This is a genomic window from Priestia flexa NBRC 15715 (assembly GCF_001591565.1).
In the GTDB taxonomy this organism is placed as follows: domain Bacteria; phylum Bacillota; class Bacilli; order Bacillales; family Bacillaceae_H; genus Priestia; species Priestia flexa.
The window spans coordinates 1-21,409 of the sequence record NZ_BCVD01000038.1; the positions used below are offsets into that span (position 1 = coordinate 1).

The window sequence follows — 21,409 nt, forward strand, 5'->3', positions numbered from 1 at the left end:
ATTTTATATAAGGAATCATGTTATTTATTGGAGGTTAAATGAGTATATAGGGCTAAAAAATATGTTTACAAATTAAGTATATTTTACTATTTTTAGTAGTAGGAATACTAATGAAATTGGGGGCTTTTATATGATTAAAGTTGGAATGCCGCTTAACTTAGAAAGTGAAGAAGATCAAATCACTTATCGATGTAAAGTGGTTGATTGTACAGAACACAAACTGATAATTGATTATCCATTTAACGAAAAGACCAAAAAAACAGCTTTCCTAATGAAGGGAACAAAATTAAACGCCATGTTCGTAGGGGAAGATAAAGCCGTTTATGGATTCTCAACAGAAGTAAAAGATCGAGCAATTAAAGATATACCTGTTATTGAATTAGACTATCCGGGAGACGATTCTTTAGAAGCTGTACAGAGAAGAAATTTCTTTCGAGTTCCCGTAACGCTAACGGTAGTTATGGAGAAATATGGTGAAGCGAAAAACTCCTTGCAGAGCTTTACGAGAGACTTAAGTGCCGGAGGGGTTTGTATTAACCTGTCTGAAAGAAGTGATTTTAAAGTGAATGAAGAAGTTAAGGTAGGCTTATTACTAAAGCATGAAGAGGAAGAGGTAACTCTTGAACTGCAAGGTAAGCTTGTTCGTGTTGAACAGCCAATTAACGAACAGCAAGGGCAGCTATCCGTAGAGTTTTTGAGTCCAAATATAAAAGCAAAACAGCTACTAATGCGCTATACGTTAAAGCGTCAGCTCGAGTTAAGAAGAAAGGGATTGTTATAAAGTAAGTATAAATTAAACCTGTTCGTTCCAAACTAGTATGTAAATACAATAATGGAATGAGAGATTAACATGAAGCGGATTGAAAGCTTATTAGTGAAATTTGTTATTGTTCAGTTCTTCTTTTTGTTTGCTGCTCAGGCTCTTTTATTTTACAGCGAACATACAACCTATTTTTCAAAGGTTATACAGTATGAAGGAGTAGCAAAAAATAATTTCAACAAAATTATTGAAACGTTCGACCAGTAAAGCAGCGATATGATAAAATAGAAACAATGATTAAAAAAGCAGGGGGCAACCTGCTCTTTTTTTTCGTGTAAAAAGAAATTAATGAAAAATATGTTCTTGTTAGCACGTCAAGGAGGATTTATGGAAAAGCGAATTTCAATTGCTATTGATGGACCTGCTGCAGCTGGGAAAAGTACAGTAGCAAAGATTATAGCAGAAAATTTATCATATATTTATGTAGACACAGGTGCGATGTATCGTGCCCTTACGTATCAAGCCCAGCAGCAAGGGGGTAAATTAGAAAGCGAAGAAGCGTTACTTCGTTTATTAAATGAAACAGAGATTGAACTTAAACCTTCTGAAAATGGACAGATTGTTAGTGTGAATGGTAAAGAAGTAACCAACGAGATCCGTTCAGCAGAGGTGACAAATTCAGTATCAATCGTTGCTAAACACCGATCAGTGCGTGAAGAAATGGTCGTTCGACAGCAGAAGTTAGCTCAAAATGGAGGCGTTGTAATGGATGGGCGTGACATTGGTACGCACGTCCTTCCCCATGCAGAAGTGAAAATCTTTTTACTTGCATCAGTGGAAGAGCGGGCTCAGCGTCGTCATGAAGAGAACGTGAGAAAAGGTTTCCCATCTAATCTAGAACAGCATAAAATTGACATTGCTCGTCGAGATAAAATTGATTCAGAGCGTGAAGTCGCGCCTTTGAAAAAAGCAGATGATGCAATTGAAATTGATACAACAGCATTGTCAATTGAAGGTGTCGTTGAAAAAATACTTTCTATTATACATGAAAGGGTTGGAATGCTGTGAGCTTTTATACATTTGCACGTTCAGTAGTACGCGGTATATTAAAACCTGTTTATCGTTATGAAGTAATTGGTACAGAGAATATCCCATCAGAAGGTGGGGTATTGCTGTGCTCAAATCATATTGATAACCTTGATCCCCCTACCGTAGGGATTACATGCCCTCGTCCGATTTCGTTCATGGCCAAAGCAGAGTTGTTTGATGCACCCGTCTTAAAAACCATTTTACCTAAATTAGAAACATTTCCAGTAAAGCGCGGCGTGGGAGATCGTGAAGCTCTGCGAAAAGGATTAGGAATTCTAAAAGAAGGAAAAGTGCTTGGCCTTTTCCCTGAAGGAACAAGAAGTAAAGACGGTAAACTAAAAAAAGGGTTAGCGGGAGTAGGTTTTTTTGCACTGCGTTCTACAGCTGATGTTGTACCGTGTGCAATTATTGGTCCATATAAAGCATTTTCTAAAGTGAAAGTAGTGTATGGAAAGCCATTAGATATGTCAGAGTTTAGAGAACGCCGTGCATCTGCTGATGAAGTGACGGAAGCAATTATGAGTGAAATTGCTAAATTGATTGAAAAATACCAATAGTTAATAAGCTTTTCGCTTGACAAAAGATTCTATTTATTAGAAGTTAGTAACAAAGAGAGTTTTTTCTATACAAAAATAGATACAAGGATATATAGTGATAAGAGCTTCGCTGCTTTTTATCTGAAAATATATTGCTGCTAGATATTGAAGGAGGAAAAGACGATGGTAGAAGATATGAATCAAGTAGAAGTAAAAGCATTAGAAGTTGGCGAAACTGTAACTGGAACTGTAACGAAAGTTGAAGATAAGCAAGTTCTAGTTGAAGTTGCCAACAGCAAGCTAGATGGTGTTATTCCAATCAGTGAATTATCAAGTTTACATATTGAAAAAGCAAGTGATGTAATTAAAGAAGGTACAGAGATTCAAGCAAAGGTAATTAAAGTTGAAGAAGAGCTATTAGTCTTGTCTAAGAAAGCAGTCGATGCAGAAAAAGCTTGGGATGATTTAGAAGAAAAACTAAGCACAGGCGAAGTGTTTGAAGCTGTTGTAAAGGAAGTTGTTAAAGGTGGATTAGTAGCAGACATTGGTGTGCGAGGATTTATCCCTGCATCTTTAGTTGAAGCGCATTTTGTTGATGACTTTGCTAGCTATCAAGACCAAACGTTAACGGTTAAAGTCGTAGAACTCGATCGTGAAAAAAATCGTATTATCCTATCACACCGTGCTGTTGTTGAAGAAGAAAACGCGCAAAAGAAACAAACAGCTCTTAGTTCTTTAGCGGAAGGTCAAGTACTGGAAGGAACAGTGCAGCGCTTAACAGACTTTGGAGCTTTTGTTGATGTTGGAGGCGTTGATGGTCTTGTTCACATCTCTCAACTTTCACACGAGCGAGTAGAAAAGCCTTCTGATGTAGTAAAAGAAGGAGATAGCGTAAAGGTAAAAGTACTATCAGTTGATAAAGGAAACGGACGTATTTCTTTATCAATTAAAGATACGCTTGAGGGACCATGGGACAATATTTCTTCAAAGCTTAAACAAGGTGATGTAGTCGATGGAACTGTTCGCCGATTAGTATCGTTTGGAGCTTTTGTCGAGGTATTACCTGGTGTAGAAGGGCTTGTGCACATTTCTCACATTTCTCACAAACATATTGGTACTCCTCATGAAGTATTAACTGAAGGAGAAAAGGTTACAGTAAAGGTATTAGATGTGAGCGAAAGCGAACGTCGAATTTCATTAAGCATTCGTGACCTTGAGGAAGAAGGGCCGGTGGATTATGGTGACTACAATATTCAAGAAGAATCAAAAGGTTTTCAGTTAGGCGACATGATTGGAGATCAATTAAAAAAACTAAAATAATGGTGATGTTTGGTGAGTAGAGCGAAACGAAAAATCGATCACATTCATCATGCGATTCAAACCGGACAACATCGCTTACACGGACTCGACGACATTCAGTTTGTGCATAACAGCTTGCCAGATAAAAGTGTAAAAGATGTCCAGTTAAATACAAAGATTGGCGAACTTTCACTGAGTTCGCCAATTTTTATCAATGCAATGACTGGAGGCGGCGGGTTAGAGACGGAAGAAATTAACCGTTCTCTAGCACGAGTTTCTAGCGCTTGTAATTTAGCGATGGCTGTAGGTTCACAGATGGCTGCGATTAAAAACGAAGAAGAAGAAAAAACATATCGAGTAGTAAGGCAAGAAAACCCAACTGGAATCATCCTTGCTAACCTTGGAAGCGAAGCGACAGTGGATCAGGCAAAGCGGGCTGTTGATATGCTTGAAGCCAATGGGATGCAAATCCACTTGAACGTAATTCAAGAGCTAGTTATGCCAGAAGGAGATCGGGACTTTACGGGAGCTTTAAAGCGCATTGAACAAATTGTGAATGCCTTAGATGTACCTGTTATAGCAAAAGAAGTAGGTTTTGGGATGAGCGCTGCGGCAGCGACTAAACTAAAAGAAGTCGGCGTGAGTATTATTGATGTTGGGGGTTACGGCGGTACGAATTTTTCGAAAATCGAAAATGAGAGGCGTGAGAATCATTTTCATTTTTTTAACGATTGGGGAATTTCAACCGCAGCATCTTTAGCAGAAGTATCACAGAGTGTAGGCGGTATTTCAATTATCGGCTCTGGAGGTATTCAAACAGCAATGGATGTAGCCAAATCGCTCGCTTTAGGTGCTTCAGCAACTGGATTAGCTGGGCGTCTACTGTCTGTTTTAATGGATTCAGGTATAGAAGCTGTTATCGAAGAAGTTTTAGAACTCCATGAAGAATTAAGGTTCATCATGGTTGCATTAGGTACTGGTTCTATTTCAGAGCTTCAGCAAGTTCCGCTTGTTATTACGGGAAAAACTTATGATTGGCTATGTCAGCGACCAGTGTCGATTGAAAAATTTAATAATAGATAGCCAAAACAACAAAACAAGCACACGATACCGTGTGCTTGTTTTGTTGTTTTGAATCGGATTTTTACTATCATAGTAAAAAAAGCAGGCAGAAAACCTGACAACTTGGATGAAATAACAAACGTTTATTATATATAATAGTCTGAAAATACAGAAAAGTAGGTGTGGTTATGAAAAAAGGACATCCTGCACTGACCATTTTTCTATTCTTTTTAGGCTGGGTTTTTATGTATGCAGATCGCAATATTTTATCTCCGGTGATGGGAGATATTGGAGAGCAGTGGGGGCTGACAAAAACAGAGCTCGGGTTAATGGCTACGGTGTTTTTTGCCTCCTATGCAGCTATGCAGATTCCCACGGGCTTTTTAGCAGATCGTTTTGGAAGAGTGAAGGTGCTTGTTATTGGATATATCTTATTTGGGGTAGCAACCTTTTTAACTGGCTTGGCTACGACGTTCGGCATGTTTTTACTAATGCGTGCACTAACTGGCCTTGGAGAAGGTACTTATTATGGATCACAGTACGGTATCTCTTCAAGCATCACTTCAGAAAGATATCGAGGGCTTGTGTCGGCATTGATTAACAGCGGTATGGCATTTGGTATTTCACTAGGTTTTATCGGCTCATCGTATATTACATATACGCTTGATAAAGGATGGCAGTTCACTTTTTATCTTTTTGCTGTACCAACTATAATTGTAGCTATTTTAATTGCACTGTTTGTGGAAGATGGGAGAGCAAAGGAGAGTAAGGTACAAGCAAAAGAAAAAGAACCACTGCGGAAACTATTTACGAAAAACCATATTCTAGTGTACATTTTAATCTTTTGCTCACTTTACGGTTTTTTTGGAATGCTAACATGGCTACCGTATTACCTACAAAGCTCTAGGGGTCTTGAAGCTTCGGAAACAGGTATTATTGCTTCATTAGTACCTTGGGCATCTATTCCTGGAGCCATTTTCTTTGGCTATATGTCCGATCGAATTCAAAATAAAAAAGCATTGATTGTTAGTTTGTCAATTGCTGGGGCACTATGTCAATTTTTAATCCCCTACACAAATAGCTATGTTTGGCTGTTAGTTGGACTCATAGTGTATGGGCTGATTGGGAAATTAGCGTTAGATCCAATCCTCATTTCATACATTGCATCTATTACGCCATCTACAATGTATTCTAAAGTGTATGGATTCTTTAATTTTAGCGGGATGCTTTCATCTATTTTTGCACCATATATCACTGGTTATTTTGCTGATCGCTCAGGAAGCATGGAGTTAGGATTTTATCTATCAGGTGGACTTCTCTTAATTGGAGCGCTACTCTTTTTACTTACAGGACAACAGAAATCTGTTTATTCCGTTTCGAATCCTGTTTTAAAATGAAAATACGAGGCTAGGACATAAGTATTTAAGCCAATATTATATCCAAATTATTGAGGGGTAACCTCTTTTATAGTTTGGCTTTTTTGTTAATTGGAAAACCAATTTAAAAAACTAATGGAATGGAGCGGCGTAGGACAAGTAAATCATGCGGAAACTAGAGGGAAAACTGAGACCCCGCAGTGCGGCGAGGAAGCTCAGACTTCTTTCCGCGGACAGCGAGTGTCTGCAGCGCAATGGAACGGACTGGTTGCTACAACTTAAATTGTTTAGAAACGTCACGATTCGTCTTTGAGAAAGAATCATCAGCCTCTTATCTTTGTCCATTGGTATCTCTCCCTTCTTCAGGGCTTTGTAAACTAGTTGCACCTGGATAATGCAAGCCTTGGTCGCGATCTGATTCAACTCGCTTTGATTTCTTTAGCTTTTTCTCTTGACGGTCTTTTCCCATAATTTTCACCTCCTTATTTAGATTCATTATAGGTTTACCGAAGTTTATGTTTCTATGCTTATGCAAAGGGTTAATTTTTGTAAAACTGATACATAATGAAGAAATAGGGAGTTGAGAAGATGGAAGGTTTTCTATTCTATTGGTTTGCTTGGATTGGATGGGTCATTTCAACATTTTTTTTGCATAAAACGTCTTTACGGTGGAAGGTGTCGATGTTGTTGTTGATAAGCATTATGCTATCAACAACGTCCGTTTGGATAGGTCCATTTTTTGTTAGCTATACTTATCTTTTCTTATTAGTTATGGTGTGTGTAGATATTTCAAGGCTTAAAACTTCAAAGCAATTATACGTATTATTTATTTCACTGATTGTCATGTTTGCTTATGTAGGCTTTTGTTTGTTAGAACTGTATGATCCAGTATGGATTTTTGTGAACCGACAATGGCTGTTAACAGCTATTATTTTATATATTGGTTTTCTTCTAGTAAAAGATGATCACATGCGATGTATCGTTATTTTGCTAGGATTGTTAGGGGGAGATTTTCTATATAGCTTAATAGTCACGAATATCTCAATGCCGCATCCCGTGGGACAGCCAATGCTCCTTGACCTTGTAGCTACTGTACTAATGCTTCTTTTTATTTGGAAAGTTGTGCGGTCCCTTGCATCACAGTTCGATTGGTTGTTAGGAAAATTCCAGCGTCAAAAGCATAGTCCGGTCAAGCCTAATAATTGATTTTCTGAAAAATTTGTTGTTGTGAAGCAGCTTTTTTGATAGAATTGTTTGATTGAGAGAGTACTCTTAATTGTTGCATACATGTAAATAACATATTGACTAGTAGGCAATAATTTGAGGTCATGCATGTTTGCATGACCTCGGTTTTTGAAAATGAATGATCTTATCTATTAAAAATATTCAATTGTGAAACGAATAAGCAAAAGGTTACTATTTATACATAGAACAGATCAAAGAAAGGAAAGATTCGCATGCCAAAACCAATTATTGCGATTGTAGGCCGACCAAATGTTGGGAAGTCAACGATTTTTAATCGAATTGTAGGAGAGCGCGTATCAATTGTTGAAGATATTCCAGGCGTAACGCGCGATCGTATTTATAGCTCAGCAGAGTGGCTTAATATGGACTTTAATATCATTGATACAGGAGGAATTGATATTGGAGATGAGCCGTTTTTAGAGCAAATTAAGCAACAAGCTGAAATTGCTATTGATGAAGCGGACGTTATTATCTTTTTAACAAATGGACGAGATGGTATTACATCAGCTGATGAAGAAGTGGCAAAGATTCTATACAAATCTAAAAAACCTGTTGTATTAGCAGTCAATAAAATTGATAACCCTGAAATGAAAGAATTAATCTATGATTTCTATGCTTTAGGGTATGGAGAGCCATTCCCTATTTCAGGAACGCATGGTTTGGGCTTAGGAGACTTATTAGACGAAGCAGCTAAGCATTTCCCAAAAGATGAAGATGAAGACTATGGAGACGATGTTATTAAGTTTTCTTTGATTGGTCGACCAAATGTTGGGAAATCATCACTTGTAAATGCTGTGCTAGGTGAGGACCGCGTTATTGTAAGTAATATTGCAGGTACGACTCGTGATGCGATTGATACAAAGTTTACAAAAGAAGAACAAGAGTATGTTGTTATTGATACAGCTGGTATGAGAAAGCGCGGTAAAGTATACGAAAGCACAGAGAAATATAGTGTGCTTCGTGCGTTACGAGCGATTGAACGTTCAGATGTTGTCTTAGTTGTATTAAACGCAGAAGAAGGAATTATTGAACAAGATAAAAAGATTGCCGGTTATGCACAAGAAGCAGGTAAGGCAGTTGTTATCGTTATCAATAAGTGGGACACAGTAGAAAAAGACGATAAGACGATGAAAAAGTTTGAAGAAAACGTTCGTGAACATTTCCAATTCCTAACGTATGCGCCAATTGTCTTTTTATCAGCGAAAACAAAAAAACGTACGCATACGCTTTTACCAGTTATTAATATGGTAAATGAAAATCATGCAATGCGTGTCGAAACAAGTATCTTAAACGATGTGATCATGGATGCAGTTGCGATGAACCCAACACCAACACATAACGGTAAACGTCTTAAAATTTATTACGCAACGCAGGTAGCGATTAAACCACCTACTTTCGTTGTGTTTGTAAATGATCCTGAACTACTTCACTTCTCTTATGAGCGTTTCTTAGAAAACAAACTGCGCGCAGCGTTTGGATTTGAAGGAACACCAATTCGAATTATTGCTCGATCACGAAAATAAAAAGGAGTGCAGATAACATGGAGAAAATTGCGGTATTAGGTGCAGGGAGCTGGGGCACAGCTTTGGGCTTTGTATTAGCGGATAATGGTCATGATGTACGTATATGGGGACATCGCCAAGAAATAATTGATGGTATTAATGAAATGCATGAAAATAAAAAATACCTTCCCGGCGTAGAGCTTCCAATGACTATGCGAGGCTACACATCATTAGAAGAAGCAATTCTTGGAGTAGAAACAGTTATTCTAGCTGTTCCAACAAAAGCAATTCGTGAAGTGTTACAAAGCCTTGAAGAGGTTGCGACCAATCCGTTAACAATTGTTCATGTTAGTAAAGGAATTGAACCAGATACGCTGCTTCGCATCTCTGAAATGATTGAACAAGAAATGGAGCCTGCTAAATTACAGGACGTAGTGGTTTTATCTGGACCAAGTCATGCAGAGGAAGTAAGTAGAAGACAGCCTACTACTGTCACTTCGTCTTCTAAGAATATGAAAGCAGCCGAAAAAGTACAAGATTTGTTTAATAATCACCAATATTTTCGCGTATACACAAACCCAGATGTAATAGGGGTAGAAATTGGTGGGGCGTTGAAGAACATTATTGCATTAGCTGCTGGAATTACTGACGGCCTTGGTTATGGTGATAATGCTAAAGCTGCACTTATAACGCGTGGATTAGCAGAAATTGCGCGACTTGGTAGCGTATTAGGTGCAAACCCACTTACGTTTTCAGGATTGACTGGAATCGGTGATTTAATCGTAACGTGTACAAGCGTACATTCAAGAAACTGGCGTGCGGGGAACATGCTAGGCAAAGGTCATAAATTGGAAGAAGTGCTAGATAATATGGGGATGGTAGTAGAAGGTGTTCGGACAACGAAAGCTGCCTACCAGCTAGCTGAAAAATATGATGTAAAAATGCCAATTACCCAAGCGTTATATGATGTGCTGTTTAATGATGTTAGTGCAAAAGCAGCTGTAGATTCTTTAATGTCTCGTACGAAAACTCATGAAATGGAAGATTTAGCGAACATTTTAGGAGAACGAAAGAACTAACTTGCAAAGAAATGTAGAAAAAATAGGCAATTGGTGATGCGTAATCACTTGTAGTTGCATAAAATAACATGTAAATAAAGATGAGTGGAACTCTTCATGGGAATATTTAGTTGTAGCCGAAATAAAGTGCCCCCTTTATTTCGGTTTTTTATTTGGAGTCAATTAATAGAATCCTTAAATTCCCTCTTTTTACACGAAATATGGACCTCCTATGCTATAATGAGAGCAAGAAGGGGAGTGGGTGAGCGGTGTCGCCAGCGTTATTAAAAATGTGGATTTCACTTGGTTCAATTGTATTTATGTTTATTTCTGTGTTTTCTATTTATTTGAGTCGTTACAAAATTAAAAATGTTATATTTAAATATGTACTCGCTTTCATTGCCTATACATTAATGATTATTGCGGGATTCATTATGGTGCTTGTTGTCTTTAGTGGACCAACACCTGGAGCATAACAAAAACTGATAGGGTGAAGTTTAATGAGAAAAATCTTACTATTTATAATTTTTTGTAGCATAACATTCTTATTATCAGCTTGCTTATACCCTGAGGCTAATCTATCTCAAAATCAGGTGCCTTATAAAGATCAGCTTGCAGCTGTGCAACAAGCGGTTGATGACTTTCAAAAAGATAGCGGAGGATTATTACCAATTAAAACAAGGGATAACAATACGCCTATTTATCAAAAGTATCCCATTGAATTTAACAAGCTCAGCCCACGCTATATGCAAGAGCCACCCGGTACAGCGTTTGAAAGCGGAGGCGTTTTTTCATATATGCTGGTGGATGTAGAGGAGAATCCAACCGTTAAATTAATAGATTTACGAATGGCTGAACAAATCAAAGAGGTAAATATTCATCTGAATCTATACAGACAAAAACATAGTGGTTATGCGCCATTTAAAGAGGTCATTGCCGATGGTGTTTTTTCTATTGACTATAAAAAATTAAATATGAAAGAGCCACCTACAGTTGTAAGTCCTTATAGCGGTCAATTACTTCCTCTTGTATTAAATGGGAAAGGTGAGCTGTTTGTAGATTATTCATCGGACTTATATGAAGTATTGCAAAAGCATAAACATACATATAAAGAAGGAGAAGATATCCGGAATCTTCTAGTTGAGCATTCTTCTTTTGTTCCGGCTTATTCATTGCCCTATACCATCGACGAAAAAACAAATGAGCCAATATTTTTAGAAAAATGAGTCATGAACCCTTTCTCGCTGAATAAAATTCAGAGAGAAGGGGTTTTCTCTTTCTTATAAGAAATTTTAGCCTAACTTGTGATTGAGTCAGCATGTGCATGAAAAAAATTATAAATTTTTCTATCGAAAGTCATATTTTAATAGGACAACGTCATAACTATATAATGTCCTAATTTACTCTCGCAATGGATGTCATATCCTATGAACTCATAGATCGGAGGGGATCTTTTGGAAAAGGTAGATGTGTTTAAGGATATCGCCGAACGTACAGGAGGCGATATATATTTAGGGGTAGTTGGTGCAGTAAGAACAGGGAAGTCAACTTTTATAAAGAAGTTTATGGAGCTAATGGTATTACCTCACATTGAAAATGAAGCAGAGCGAGCACGAACGCAAGATGAATTGCCTCAAAGTGCAGCAGGAAAAACGATTATGACAACTGAGCCCAAATTTGTTCCAAATCAAGCGGTTAGCGTACAAGTGGACGATGGGCTAGATGTTAACATAAGATTGGTAGACTGTGTAGGATATACAGTTCCAGGTGCGAAAGGTTACGAGGATGAAAATGGTCCTAGAATGATTAATACTCCTTGGTATGAAGAGCCGATTCCGTTTCATGAAGCTGCTGAAATTGGCACTCGAAAAGTAATTCAAGAGCATTCTACAATCGGTGTTGTTATTACAACAGACGGCACAATTGGAGATATTCCACGCCATGACTATCTAGAAGCGGAAGAGCGAGTAATCAATGAATTAAAAGAAGTAGGAAAGCCTTTTATCATGGTTGTTAATACCGTTCAGCCTTACCACCCAGATACGGAGAAGCTAAGAGTAAATCTTAACGAGAAGTATGACATTCCAGTGTTGGCCATGAGCGTGGAAAGTATGCGTGATACAGACGTTCTAAATGTGCTAAGAGAAGCCCTATATGAATTCCCTGTGCTAGAAGTTAATGTTAACTTGCCGAGCTGGGTTATGGTATTAAAAGATAAGCATTGGTTACGTGAAAGTTACCAAGAAGCAGTTCAAGAGACGGTAAAAGATATTAAAAGATTACGCGATGTTGATCGGGTAGTGGCACAGTTTACAGAATTCGAATTCATTGAGCAAGCTCGATTAGCAGGGATTGAAATGGGGCAGGGAATTGCTGAGATTGATTTATATGCTCCGGATGACTTATATGATCAAATCTTAAAAGAGGTTGTAGGTGTTGAAATTCGTGGGCGAGACCACCTATTACAGCTTATGCAAGATTTTGTGCATGCTAAAATGGAGTATGATCAAGTATCAGATGCGCTTCGTATGGTGAAGCAAACTGGGTATGGGGTTGCAGCACCATCTTTAGCAGATATGAGCCTAGATGAGCCGGAAATTATTCGTCAAGGATCTCGTTTTGGAGTTCGCTTAAAAGCCGTTGCACCTTCAATTCACATGATTAAAGTGGATGTAGAATCTGAGTTTGCTCCAATTATCGGTACAGAAAAACAAAGTGAAGAGCTGGTCCGTTATTTAATGCAAGATTTTGAAGATGACCCACTGTCAATTTGGAATTCAGATATCTTTGGTAGATCATTAAGCTCTATTGTAAGAGAAGGTATACAAGGAAAGCTTTCGCTAATGCCGGAAAATGCACGCTACAAACTAAAAGAAACGCTAGAGCGTATTATCAACGAAGGCTCAGGTGGTTTAATTGCGATTATTTTATAACATTGATTAATAATAGACGGTTGCAGGCTCTTTTAATAAGGAGCCTTTTTCTTATGTTTAAAAGCTGAAGGCTGGAAAAATGTTGGATATTATCAAAACGAATAAAGGGTAAAAAGTATGTGAAAGAACATATGTTTCTGTTTTTTTACTATATAACGATTTTCTGCTTGCTATGCTATTAGCGATATGTTAATCTTTTAAAAGAAATCGATTGGACATACTAGTTTTTGTATGGAAGTCTCCGAGACAAAATGAAAAACGTTGAATTATTCATAACAATCGTTTATTATTAGGCTTGTTGATACATAGGTTATGTATAATATTCGTTAATTTTGTTAACAAATGAGATATCGTCGATTACTAGATTCCTTTTGTAATGGGATTTTAGTTTTTATATGATCCGATTTTTGGGAGGAGGTGAATGGCATGAACAAGACAGAATTAATCAATGCTGTTGCAGAAGCGAGTGAGCTTTCAAAAAAGGATGCTACAAAGGCAGTTGATGCTGTTTTTGATACAATCTTAGATGCTTTAAAAGACGGTGACAAAGTTCAACTAATTGGTTTTGGTAACTTTGAAGTACGTGAGCGTGCTGCACGTAAAGGTCGTAACCCTCAAACGGGTGAGGAGATTGAAATCGCTGCAAGCAAAGTTCCTGCATTCAAACCAGGTAAAGCTCTTAAAGACGCTGTAAAATAATATTTACATAAAATGTCTATTTTTATAGTCATAATACAAGAGCTTTGAAAGGTCGCATATTTTGCGACCTTTCTTTTTTGCCTTTAGTACATACATATGCTAGAATTTTTTTAACTACGTCGTAATGCAACGAATGGGAGGCTACAGGATGTCAACTGTAAATAAAGAACAAATCGAACAAGCAGTAAGGCAGATTTTAGAAGCGATTGGAGAAGATCCAAATCGAGAAGGGCTATTGGATACACCAAAGCGCGTGGCTAAAATGTATGAAGAAGTCTTTTCGGGATTGAACGAAGATCCAAACGAACATTTTAAAACTATATTTGGCGAGGAACACGAAGAGTTAGTTTTAGTAAAAGACATCAACTTTCATTCAATGTGTGAACATCACTTGGTTCCTTTCTATGGAAAGGTTCATGTTGCATATATTCCAAAAGGTGGTCGCGTAACTGGATTAAGTAAGCTTGCACGTGCAGTGGAGGCTGTCTCTAAGCGCCCACAGCTTCAAGAAAGGATTACGTCTACAGTTGCTGATTCAATCGTGGAAACCTTATCTCCTCATGGAGTCATGGTTATTGTAGAAGCTGAACATATGTGCATGACAATGCGAGGCGTTCGGAAACCAGGAGCTATGACCGTTACATCAGCGGTTCGAGGAGTATTTGAGCACGACCAAGCAGCACGCGCAGAAGTATTATCATTAATCAAGTCGTAATTGGCTAGAGATGGAGGGGAAATTATGGCACAAAAATCGAATCCGGAATACATCGTCATCAAAGCAGTGGAAGATGGTGTAAATGTTATTGGTCTAACAAGAGGTGCAGATACACGATTTCATCACTCTGAAAAGCTAGATAAAGGCGAAGTGATGATTGCTCAATTCACAGAGCATACGTCAGCAATTAAAATAAGAGGCAAAGCACTTATCCAAACGGTTCATGGTGAGGTTGAATCCGACGTTAAAAAATAAGCAGGAGTTTCCTGCTTTTATTTTTATGGTATACACGACCATTTCAAGTGAAGTGAATAACAACATGTAAAGAATGGAAAAAATAAAAATGCGATAAAATCAAATCATAACCTAGCCGTCGATTATGATTTTAAAGGTTAAATTAACCTTTAGTTATGGTATAATTGACACTATCGAATTTACTTTGGAAAAAGCAGTGACTGAAAGGGAGACAAGGGTGATGAATGTGCAAAACATCTACGATACGGTTGCAGACATGAAAGAACAAATTCATGCTGAGTTGAGTCATCCATATGTTCAAAAATTTATTCATCATCCAACTGTAGATGAAAATAAATTATTATACATATGCTCGTTTTTAACGACTCTTTCACTTGAACAGCAAAAATGGAGTCGCTGTGCGCTGTCAGTTATGCTTGTGCAAACTGCACTAGATACCCACGACCTGGTCTCTACTCAAGATGTTGATAGTGAAGGAACACAACTGCACAAGCGACAGCTAACAGTATTAGCAGGTGATTATTATAGCGGTTTGTATTACTATTACTTAGCACAAACGGGGCAAATTGACTTAATTAAGGTAATTGCTTCGTCTATTAAAGAAATTAATATTGCTAAAATCCACATCTATCATAACCAAACACAAGACGTACAGGATATGATGACGAATTTCTTTACGGTTGAATCATCGCTTATTAATTCCTTATGTGATTACTTTAATTGTCCGGAGTGGCGAGAGCTTTTAGAACATGCCTGTCGTTTAAACGCTATTTCAACCCAGCTAATAAAGTTGGCAAAACAAGAAGCCTCGATTTTATTAGACAATTATTATAAAAATGGAATGAAAAGCATTGGAATTCAAGAAGCGCTTTATGCTTCAAGTGAACCATCAATTGCTGTGGTAAAGCAATACCTAGCAGCAGGTTCACCTTTCATTAATGAGCTTAATGAGCCGTTAAAAGAGCATTTATACGAGATGATTGGCAGCTTAGAGCGTCTTAAAAATGTTGTAGGAGAAGGATAGTATGCAGCAATCAAAAGAAGAGCGTGTGCATGGAGTTTTCGAGAAAATATATAAAAATTATGATCAAATGAATTCAGTAATTAGCTTTCAGCGTCATAAAGCATGGAGAAAAGATACGATGAAGCGAATGGACGTACAGCCAGGGACAACTTCACTGGATGTATGCTGTGGAACAGCTGATTGGACATTAGCTATGGCTGAAGCTGTAGGTCCAACTGGTAAAGCTGTTGGGCTTGATTTTAGTCAAAACATGCTGAAGATTGGGCATGAAAAAGTGAACCAATCATCATTTTTAAATGTTGAATTATTGCATGGTAACGCAATGAATTTACCGTTTGAAGATAACTCATTTGATTATGTCACAATTGGCTTTGGTCTTCGAAATGTTCCTGACTATATGGCAGCATTGAAAGAAATGTACCGAGTAGTAAAGCCAGGTGGGAAAGTGGTATGTTTAGAAACATCTCAGCCAACCATGATTGGTTACCGACAAGCGTACCGTTTATACTTTAAATATATTATGCCTGCATTTGGGAAGCTATTTGCTAAAAGCTACGATGAATATTCATGGCTTCAAGAATCAGCGCGCGATTTCCCGGGCCCAAAAGAACTGGCTGAAATGTTTAAACAAGCAGGATTTGAAGACATTGAAGTTAAAACCTATACCGGTGGAGTAGCTGCAATGCATTTAGGGTACAAACGAGTATAGAGACAATTGTAATAAATATTAATGTGTAAAGTAGTGTAACATCGAACGATTGAAATGAATTTATAATGCTAGGTGAGTCCAATGAAATTAAAAATGATGTATACTTTTCTAAACACGGATATTGCACTAATTGAAAAAGAATTAGAGCAAAGGATTGAAACAAAAGAGGCATTAATTACAAATGCATCTCTTCACCTTTTACAGGCAGGGGGAAAAAGAATTCGCCCTGTCTTTGTTTTATTAGCCGGCAAGTTTGGCTCTTATGATGTCAATCAGATTAAGCATGTCGCAGTAGCCCTTGAGCTGATACACATGGCGTCTTTAGTTCACGACGATGTGATTGACGATGCGGATATGAGACGGGGTAAGCCAACGATTAAAGCCAAGTGGGATAATCGAATTGCTATGTATACGGGGGATTATATTTTTGCGCGTGCGCTTGAAACTATTACTAAAATTGAACAAGTGGATGCTCATAAAATCTTATCTGATACGATGGTTGAACTAACGCTAGGTGAGATTGAACAAATTAAAGATAAATATGATTTAAATCAAGACTTGCGTACGTACTTGCGTCGTATTAAGCGAAAAACAGCGTTGTTAATTGCAGCAAGCTGTCAGCTGGGGGCAATCGCGGCCGGTGCTCCAGAATCTATACATAAAAAGCTATTCCTGTTCGGTTACTATGTGGGAATGTCGTTTCAAATTACAGATGATATTTTGGATTTTACGTCTTCGGAAGAAAAGCTTGGTAAGCCGGTAGGAAGTGATTTGCTACAGGGGAACATCACACTGCCTGTTCTTTACGCATTAGAGGATCCAGATTTCCGTCTTAAAGTTGAGAGGTTATTTGTAGCAGACGATCAAACGGAGCTTATTTCCGAAATTATTACGTATATTACTTCTTCTGACGTAATTGATCGCTCTGTTAAAGTAAGTGAGCGTTACCTTGAAAAAGCCATGATGATCTTGAAAGAGTTACCAGATAATAAAGCGCGTAAAGCGTTATACCAGATTGCTAAGTACATTGGTAAAAGAAAATTTTAAAAAAATATTTTTGGTACGTTGTAAAACAACCTAAAGAGTGGTAAGATTTTCTTGAGTGTGATTACGCTTTCATTCGCTTTACATATCATAACTTCAGGGGTGGAGAGAAAATGATACAACAAACTTTTTTAATGGTCAAACCAGACGGGGTACAAAGAAGTATTGTGGGAGAGATTGTATCTCGCTTTGAAAAAAAGGGGTTTCAATTAGTAGGCGCAAAGTTAATGCACGTATCACAAGATTTGGCTGAAACACATTACGGAGAACATCGCGAAAAGCCATTTTTTAAAGAGCTAGTTGACTTTATTACATCAGGACCAGTATTTGCAATGGTATGGGAAGGGGAAAATGTCATTGCAAATGCACGTCAAATGATGGGGAAAACAAATCCTCAAGAAGCGCTTCCAGGTACAATTCGAGGAGACTATGGGCTTATTGTTGATAAAAATGTTATTCATGGTTCAGATTCTCCAGAGAGTGCCCAACGCGAAATTGCGCTGTTTTTCTCAGAGTCAGAGGTAGTATCATATAACAAACAGCTAAATAGTTTACTTTATTAAGCAGACAATTAGACAATTACCACGAAAAAAAGCAAATGAATCTAATTCATTTGCTTTTTTCTATGGAGAAATTTAACATCGATAAACGAGATTCCGATATAATGGAATAAAAAGAAATATGTAATATGATAGATAGGGGTCTTATTTATGACAAATGAATATGAAGAGTTTGTTCGCAAAATTAAGCTGAAAACAGGTATCGACTTGTCGTTATATAAAGAGGCACAAATGAAACGAAGGTTAGTATCTTTATATGAAAAGAAAGGGTTTACTAGTTTCCATACCTATTATCAAGCCCTAGCTTATCAAGAGGATTTATTGACTGAATTTTTAGATAGAATCACAATTAATGTTTCAGAGTTTTATCGAAATCGAAAGCGTTGGGAAGTGTTAGAAGAAACGATTCTACCTCAGTTAACAAAGGGGAACGAAACGCTAAAAGTCTGGAGCGCGGCATGTTCTACGGGAGAGGAACCATACACATTAGCGATGGTTTTATCTTCATACTATCCGCTTTCACACATTAAAATTTTAGCCACAGATTTGGATGAAACGGTTATTGAAAAAGCCAAAATAGGGTTGTATGCAGAAAAATCACTACAAGAAGTGCCGGTACATATAAAAAACAAGTATTTTACTAGTCAAGGATTGTTTTACAAAGTAAACGATGAGATTAAAAAGACGGTTACTTTTAAGAAACATAATTTACTTGCGGATCCCTTTTCACAACAGTTTGACTTAATTGTTTGTCGCAATGTGCTTATTTATTTCACTGAAGAGGCAAAGCATCAGCTTTATCAGAAGTTTTCGGATTCATTGAGAAAGGGAGGCGTCTTTTTTGTGGGAAGTACAGAGCAAGTATTTCAACCTCAGAAATATGGATTGGAAGTAGTAGATACGTTTTTTTATCGCAAATTATAATAGGGGCAGTAAAGAGTGCGTTCGCTTTTTTTTGTGTGGTGAAGTAACATAGAGTATGGTATAGTCATATTTAAAAATAAAAATTCAGACGATTTCCTGAAAAATACATAATAGTGGAGGTAGAAAGATGAGATACTTAACAGCAGGAGAGTCGCATGGCCCACAATTGACGACCATTCTAGAGGGTGTTCCAGCAGGGCTGCCTTTAACTGCGGAAGATGTAAACACAGAGCTTGCGCGTAGACAAAAAGGACATGGAAGAGGGCGTCGTATGCAAATTGAAACCGATCAGGTAGAAATTGTGAGTGGCGTTCGCCATGGCTACACGCTTGGATCTCCTATTGCGCTTGTTGTTGAAAATAACGATTGGAAGCATTGGACAAAGATTATGGGCATTGAGCCAATTTCTGAAGAAGAAGCCGAAGACGTAAAGCGAAAAATCTCACGCCCACGACCTGGACATGCAGATTTAAATGGCGCAATTAAATATGGACATCGCGATATGAGAAATGTATTAGAGCGTTCCTCAGCGCGTGAAACAACGGTTCGCGTTGCGGCTGGTGCAGTAGCAAAGCAAATTTTAGCTCAGTTTGGAATTAAAGTGGCAGGACATGTGCGTGAAATTGGGGGAATTAAAGCTAATCCTCCAGCATATGAAACTCTTGAACAACTCCAGGAAGTTACAGAGCGATCACCGGTTAGGTGTTTTGATGCAGCTGTTGAAAAAGATATGATGCAAGCGATTGATGATGCAAAAGAAGCTGGAGATTCAATCGGCGGAATTGTTGAAGTCATCGTGGAAGGTATGCCAGCTGGTGTTGGTAGCTATGTACACTATGATCGTAAATTAGATGCTAAAATTGCTGCGGCTGTAATGAGTATTAATGCGTTTAAAGGGGTTGAATTTGGCCTTGGTTTTGAAGCTGCTCGAAAGCCTGGTAGCGAAGTTCATGATGAAATTTTGTGGGATAAAAAAAATGGATACACAAGACGAACAAACCGTTTAGGTGGTTTTGAAGGTGGGATGACTACGGGAATGCCTATTGTTGTTAGAGGTGTTATGAAGCCAATCCCAACGCTCTATAAGCCATTGAAAAGTGTTGATGTTGAAACGAAAGAACCATTTGAAGCAAGTATTGAACGTTCAGATAGCTGTGCGGTTCCTGCAGCTAGTGTCGTAGCCGAAGCAGTTGTTGCGTGGGAGTTAGCATCTGCAATCGTAGAACAGTTTGGCCAAGACCAAATTGAAACGATTGCTGAAAATATTAAGCAGATGCGTGAATATGCGAGGGGATTTTAATGGAACAAATTCAAATTGAAACCAAGTCTAAAACATATCCTCTTTATCTAGGTGAAAACATTCTATCTAAACTTCCATCAGTTATCGAAAACGTAAAGCCAAATGCTTCACAAATTTTAGTGTTGACAGATGAAGCAGTAAACGAGTGCTACGGAGATAAAATGATGGACGCTTTATCTTCGTATTCAACGGTTTATAAATACGTACTGCCTAGCGGTGAGCAAGCGAAATCCTTCGAACATTACTATGCGTGTCAAACGTTTGCTTTAGAAAAGCAGCTGGATCGTAATGCTCTTATTATTGCATTTGGAGGAGGGGTAATTGGAGACTTAGCTGGCTTTGTTGCAGCAACTTATATGCGTGGTATCTCATTCATTCAGGTTCCAACAACCCTTCTTGCCCACGATAGTGCAGTCGGTGGAAAGGTAGCAATTAATCATGAACTAGGAAAAAATATGATTGGTGCGTTCTTTCAGCCAGAAGCTGTCTTTTATGACATTGAATTATTAAATACCTTACCTGAAAAAGAATGGCGTTCCGGTTTTGCTGAAGTGATTAAACATGCGTTAATTCATGACGTGGAATTCTATCAATGGCTGAAAACAACGATTAAAACGTTAAGTGATTTACGAGAGAATGCATTAATCCACGCGCTTAAAAAAGGAATCTCTGTTAAAGCAGCGATAGTGAAAGAAGATGAAATGGAAGCGGGTGTTCGAGCGCATTTAAACTTCGGACATACGTTAGGTCATGCCATTGAATCAGAATGTGGATATGGGAAAATTAGCCACGGGGAAGCGGTAGCAATTGGAATGCTTTTCGCCATGGATGTAAGCAACGCTTTAGGAAAAACAGCGTTTCCAGTATCCGAAATTGCTTCATGGTTTAAACAGTTTGGTTATCAAACATCGATTCCTTCACACTTAGAAAAAGAACGTTTATTAAAGAAAATGCAGGCTGATAAAAAGTCTAAGCAAAGTGACGTGTATATGGTCTTGCTCGAAGAAATTGGTCAACCTTATGTTCAAAAGGTGGAAGACGGTCTTATTTTAAACCTGTTAAGTCAGCAATTAGAGAATTCTAATTAAAAAAGTCTCATGGTTGACAATTTTTAGATGAACGTAATACAATGTAGATAGTTTAGAGTTAGTAATAAGTAGTTTAGTTGAGTTTAGGGTAGACGAGAATGAGATAGTTGAGAAGAGCTGAGTCTAGTTAAAATATGACATTCGTTTACCCAAAGGCATGCTTTTTTTTGATATGTCTTTGGGTTTATTTATAATATCTTCTAAAAACACCTCACTATTTCTCATTCTCCA

The 21,409-nt window shown here is 37.9% G+C and carries 24 protein-coding genes; 23 read left to right on the plus strand and 1 reads right to left on the minus strand.

All coding sequences use genetic code 11. The features are described 5' to 3' along the window. Positions 1-130 precede the first annotated feature (130 nt). The 7 genes from BFL01S_RS08525 to BFL01S_RS08550 all read left to right on the plus strand — a co-directional run bounded on the left by BFL01S_RS08525 (position 131) and on the right by BFL01S_RS08550 (position 6,143). A complete protein-coding gene (locus BFL01S_RS08525) occupies positions 131-781 on the plus strand; it encodes a flagellar brake protein (RefSeq protein ID WP_025908368.1) in 651 nt (216 codons plus the stop codon). Between the two features lie 69 nt (positions 782-850). Further along, positions 851-1,027, plus strand: coding sequence for a YpfB family protein (locus BFL01S_RS20690; RefSeq protein ID WP_160169862.1), 177 nt, complete (start codon positions 851-853; stop codon positions 1,025-1,027). 120 nt (positions 1,028-1,147) lie between these two features. After that, positions 1,148-1,828: a (d)CMP kinase gene (gene cmk / locus BFL01S_RS08530; RefSeq protein ID WP_061785449.1), complete on the plus strand. Its 681-nt coding sequence runs from the start codon at positions 1,148-1,150 to the stop codon at positions 1,826-1,828. Further along, a complete protein-coding gene (locus BFL01S_RS08535) occupies positions 1,825-2,406 on the plus strand; it encodes a lysophospholipid acyltransferase family protein (RefSeq protein WP_025908370.1) in 582 nt (193 codons plus the stop codon). The genes cmk and BFL01S_RS08535 overlap by 4 nt, the downstream gene beginning before the upstream one ends. A gap of 162 nt (positions 2,407-2,568) precedes the next feature. Then, positions 2,569-3,705 (plus strand): 30S ribosomal protein S1, encoded by a 1,137-nt coding sequence (gene rpsA, locus BFL01S_RS08540; RefSeq protein ID WP_061785450.1) that lies wholly within the window; start codon positions 2,569-2,571, stop codon positions 3,703-3,705. Between the two features lie 12 nt (positions 3,706-3,717). Then, the gene (gene fni, locus BFL01S_RS08545) at positions 3,718-4,767 is read left to right on the plus strand and encodes a type 2 isopentenyl-diphosphate Delta-isomerase (RefSeq protein WP_025908372.1); all 1,050 of its coding nucleotides are present in this window, start codon (positions 3,718-3,720) and stop codon (positions 4,765-4,767) included. Between the two features lie 167 nt (positions 4,768-4,934). Next, positions 4,935-6,143: an MFS transporter gene (locus BFL01S_RS08550; protein ID WP_061785451.1), complete on the plus strand. Its 1,209-nt coding sequence runs from the start codon at positions 4,935-4,937 to the stop codon at positions 6,141-6,143. 310 nt (positions 6,144-6,453) lie between these two features. Here BFL01S_RS08550 and BFL01S_RS19915 read toward each other — a convergent pair whose 3' ends face one another. After that, positions 6,454-6,591: a YpzI family protein gene (locus BFL01S_RS19915; RefSeq protein ID WP_064484030.1), complete on the minus strand. Its 138-nt coding sequence runs from the start codon at positions 6,589-6,591 to the stop codon at positions 6,454-6,456. Between the two features lie 119 nt (positions 6,592-6,710). Here BFL01S_RS19915 and BFL01S_RS08555 point away from each other — a divergent pair, with 119 nt between their 5' ends. The 16 genes from BFL01S_RS08555 to aroB all read left to right on the plus strand — a co-directional run bounded on the left by BFL01S_RS08555 (position 6,711) and on the right by aroB (position 21,178). Beyond that, positions 6,711-7,328, plus strand: coding sequence for a YphA family membrane protein (locus BFL01S_RS08555; protein WP_061785452.1), 618 nt, complete (start codon positions 6,711-6,713; stop codon positions 7,326-7,328). Positions 7,329-7,579: 251 nt separating this feature from the next. Next, positions 7,580-8,890 (plus strand): ribosome biogenesis GTPase Der, encoded by a 1,311-nt coding sequence (gene der, locus BFL01S_RS08560; RefSeq protein ID WP_061785453.1) that lies wholly within the window; start codon positions 7,580-7,582, stop codon positions 8,888-8,890. A gap of 17 nt (positions 8,891-8,907) precedes the next feature. Continuing rightward, positions 8,908-9,948 carry an NAD(P)H-dependent glycerol-3-phosphate dehydrogenase gene (locus BFL01S_RS08565; protein WP_061785454.1) on the plus strand — a complete coding sequence of 347 codons (1,041 nt, stop codon included), beginning with the start codon at positions 8,908-8,910 and terminating at the stop codon, positions 9,946-9,948. A 248-nt stretch (positions 9,949-10,196) separates the two neighbouring features. Then, complete coding sequence (locus BFL01S_RS08570; protein WP_025908377.1) at positions 10,197-10,403, plus strand: DUF2768 domain-containing protein; 207 nt, start codon at positions 10,197-10,199, stop codon at positions 10,401-10,403. A 24-nt stretch (positions 10,404-10,427) separates the two neighbouring features. Continuing rightward, on the plus strand, positions 10,428-11,153 hold the full coding sequence (locus BFL01S_RS08575) for a YphF family lipoprotein (protein WP_061785455.1): 726 nt from the start codon (positions 10,428-10,430) through the stop codon (positions 11,151-11,153). A gap of 228 nt (positions 11,154-11,381) precedes the next feature. After that, positions 11,382-12,860, plus strand: coding sequence for a stage IV sporulation protein A (spoIVA, locus tag BFL01S_RS08580; RefSeq protein ID WP_061785456.1), 1,479 nt, complete (start codon positions 11,382-11,384; stop codon positions 12,858-12,860). Positions 12,861-13,286: 426 nt separating this feature from the next. Next, positions 13,287-13,559 (plus strand): non-specific DNA-binding protein Hbs, encoded by a 273-nt coding sequence (hbs, locus tag BFL01S_RS08585; protein WP_025908380.1) that lies wholly within the window; start codon positions 13,287-13,289, stop codon positions 13,557-13,559. 148 nt (positions 13,560-13,707) lie between these two features. After that, on the plus strand, positions 13,708-14,274 hold the full coding sequence (gene folE, locus BFL01S_RS08590) for a GTP cyclohydrolase I FolE (RefSeq protein ID WP_025908381.1): 567 nt from the start codon (positions 13,708-13,710) through the stop codon (positions 14,272-14,274). A 24-nt stretch (positions 14,275-14,298) separates the two neighbouring features. Further along, entirely contained in the window at positions 14,299-14,529 is a 231-nt protein-coding gene (mtrB, locus tag BFL01S_RS08595; protein WP_025908382.1) for a trp RNA-binding attenuation protein MtrB, read from the plus strand. A gap of 220 nt (positions 14,530-14,749) precedes the next feature. After that, positions 14,750-15,553, plus strand: coding sequence for a heptaprenyl diphosphate synthase component 1 (locus BFL01S_RS08600; RefSeq protein ID WP_235859214.1), 804 nt, complete (start codon positions 14,750-14,752; stop codon positions 15,551-15,553). Position 15,554: 1 nt separating this feature from the next. Continuing rightward, positions 15,555-16,262, plus strand: a complete 708-nt coding sequence (locus tag BFL01S_RS08605) for a demethylmenaquinone methyltransferase (protein ID WP_061785458.1) — start codon at positions 15,555-15,557, stop codon at positions 16,260-16,262. An 81-nt stretch (positions 16,263-16,343) separates the two neighbouring features. Continuing rightward, complete coding sequence (hepT, locus tag BFL01S_RS08610; RefSeq protein WP_061785459.1) at positions 16,344-17,309, plus strand: heptaprenyl diphosphate synthase component II; 966 nt, start codon at positions 16,344-16,346, stop codon at positions 17,307-17,309. Positions 17,310-17,419: 110 nt separating this feature from the next. After that, the gene (ndk, locus tag BFL01S_RS08615) at positions 17,420-17,869 is read left to right on the plus strand and encodes a nucleoside-diphosphate kinase (protein ID WP_025908386.1); all 450 of its coding nucleotides are present in this window, start codon (positions 17,420-17,422) and stop codon (positions 17,867-17,869) included. A gap of 147 nt (positions 17,870-18,016) precedes the next feature. Further along, positions 18,017-18,790, plus strand: coding sequence for a CheR family methyltransferase (locus BFL01S_RS08620; RefSeq protein WP_025908790.1), 774 nt, complete (start codon positions 18,017-18,019; stop codon positions 18,788-18,790). 127 nt (positions 18,791-18,917) lie between these two features. Beyond that, on the plus strand, positions 18,918-20,090 hold the full coding sequence (aroC, locus tag BFL01S_RS08625) for a chorismate synthase (protein ID WP_061785460.1): 1,173 nt from the start codon (positions 18,918-18,920) through the stop codon (positions 20,088-20,090). Then, positions 20,090-21,178, plus strand: a complete 1,089-nt coding sequence (gene aroB, locus BFL01S_RS08630; protein ID WP_061785461.1) for a 3-dehydroquinate synthase — start codon at positions 20,090-20,092, stop codon at positions 21,176-21,178. Before aroC ends, aroB begins: the two co-directional genes overlap by 1 nt. Positions 21,179-21,409: the final 231 nt, after the last annotated feature.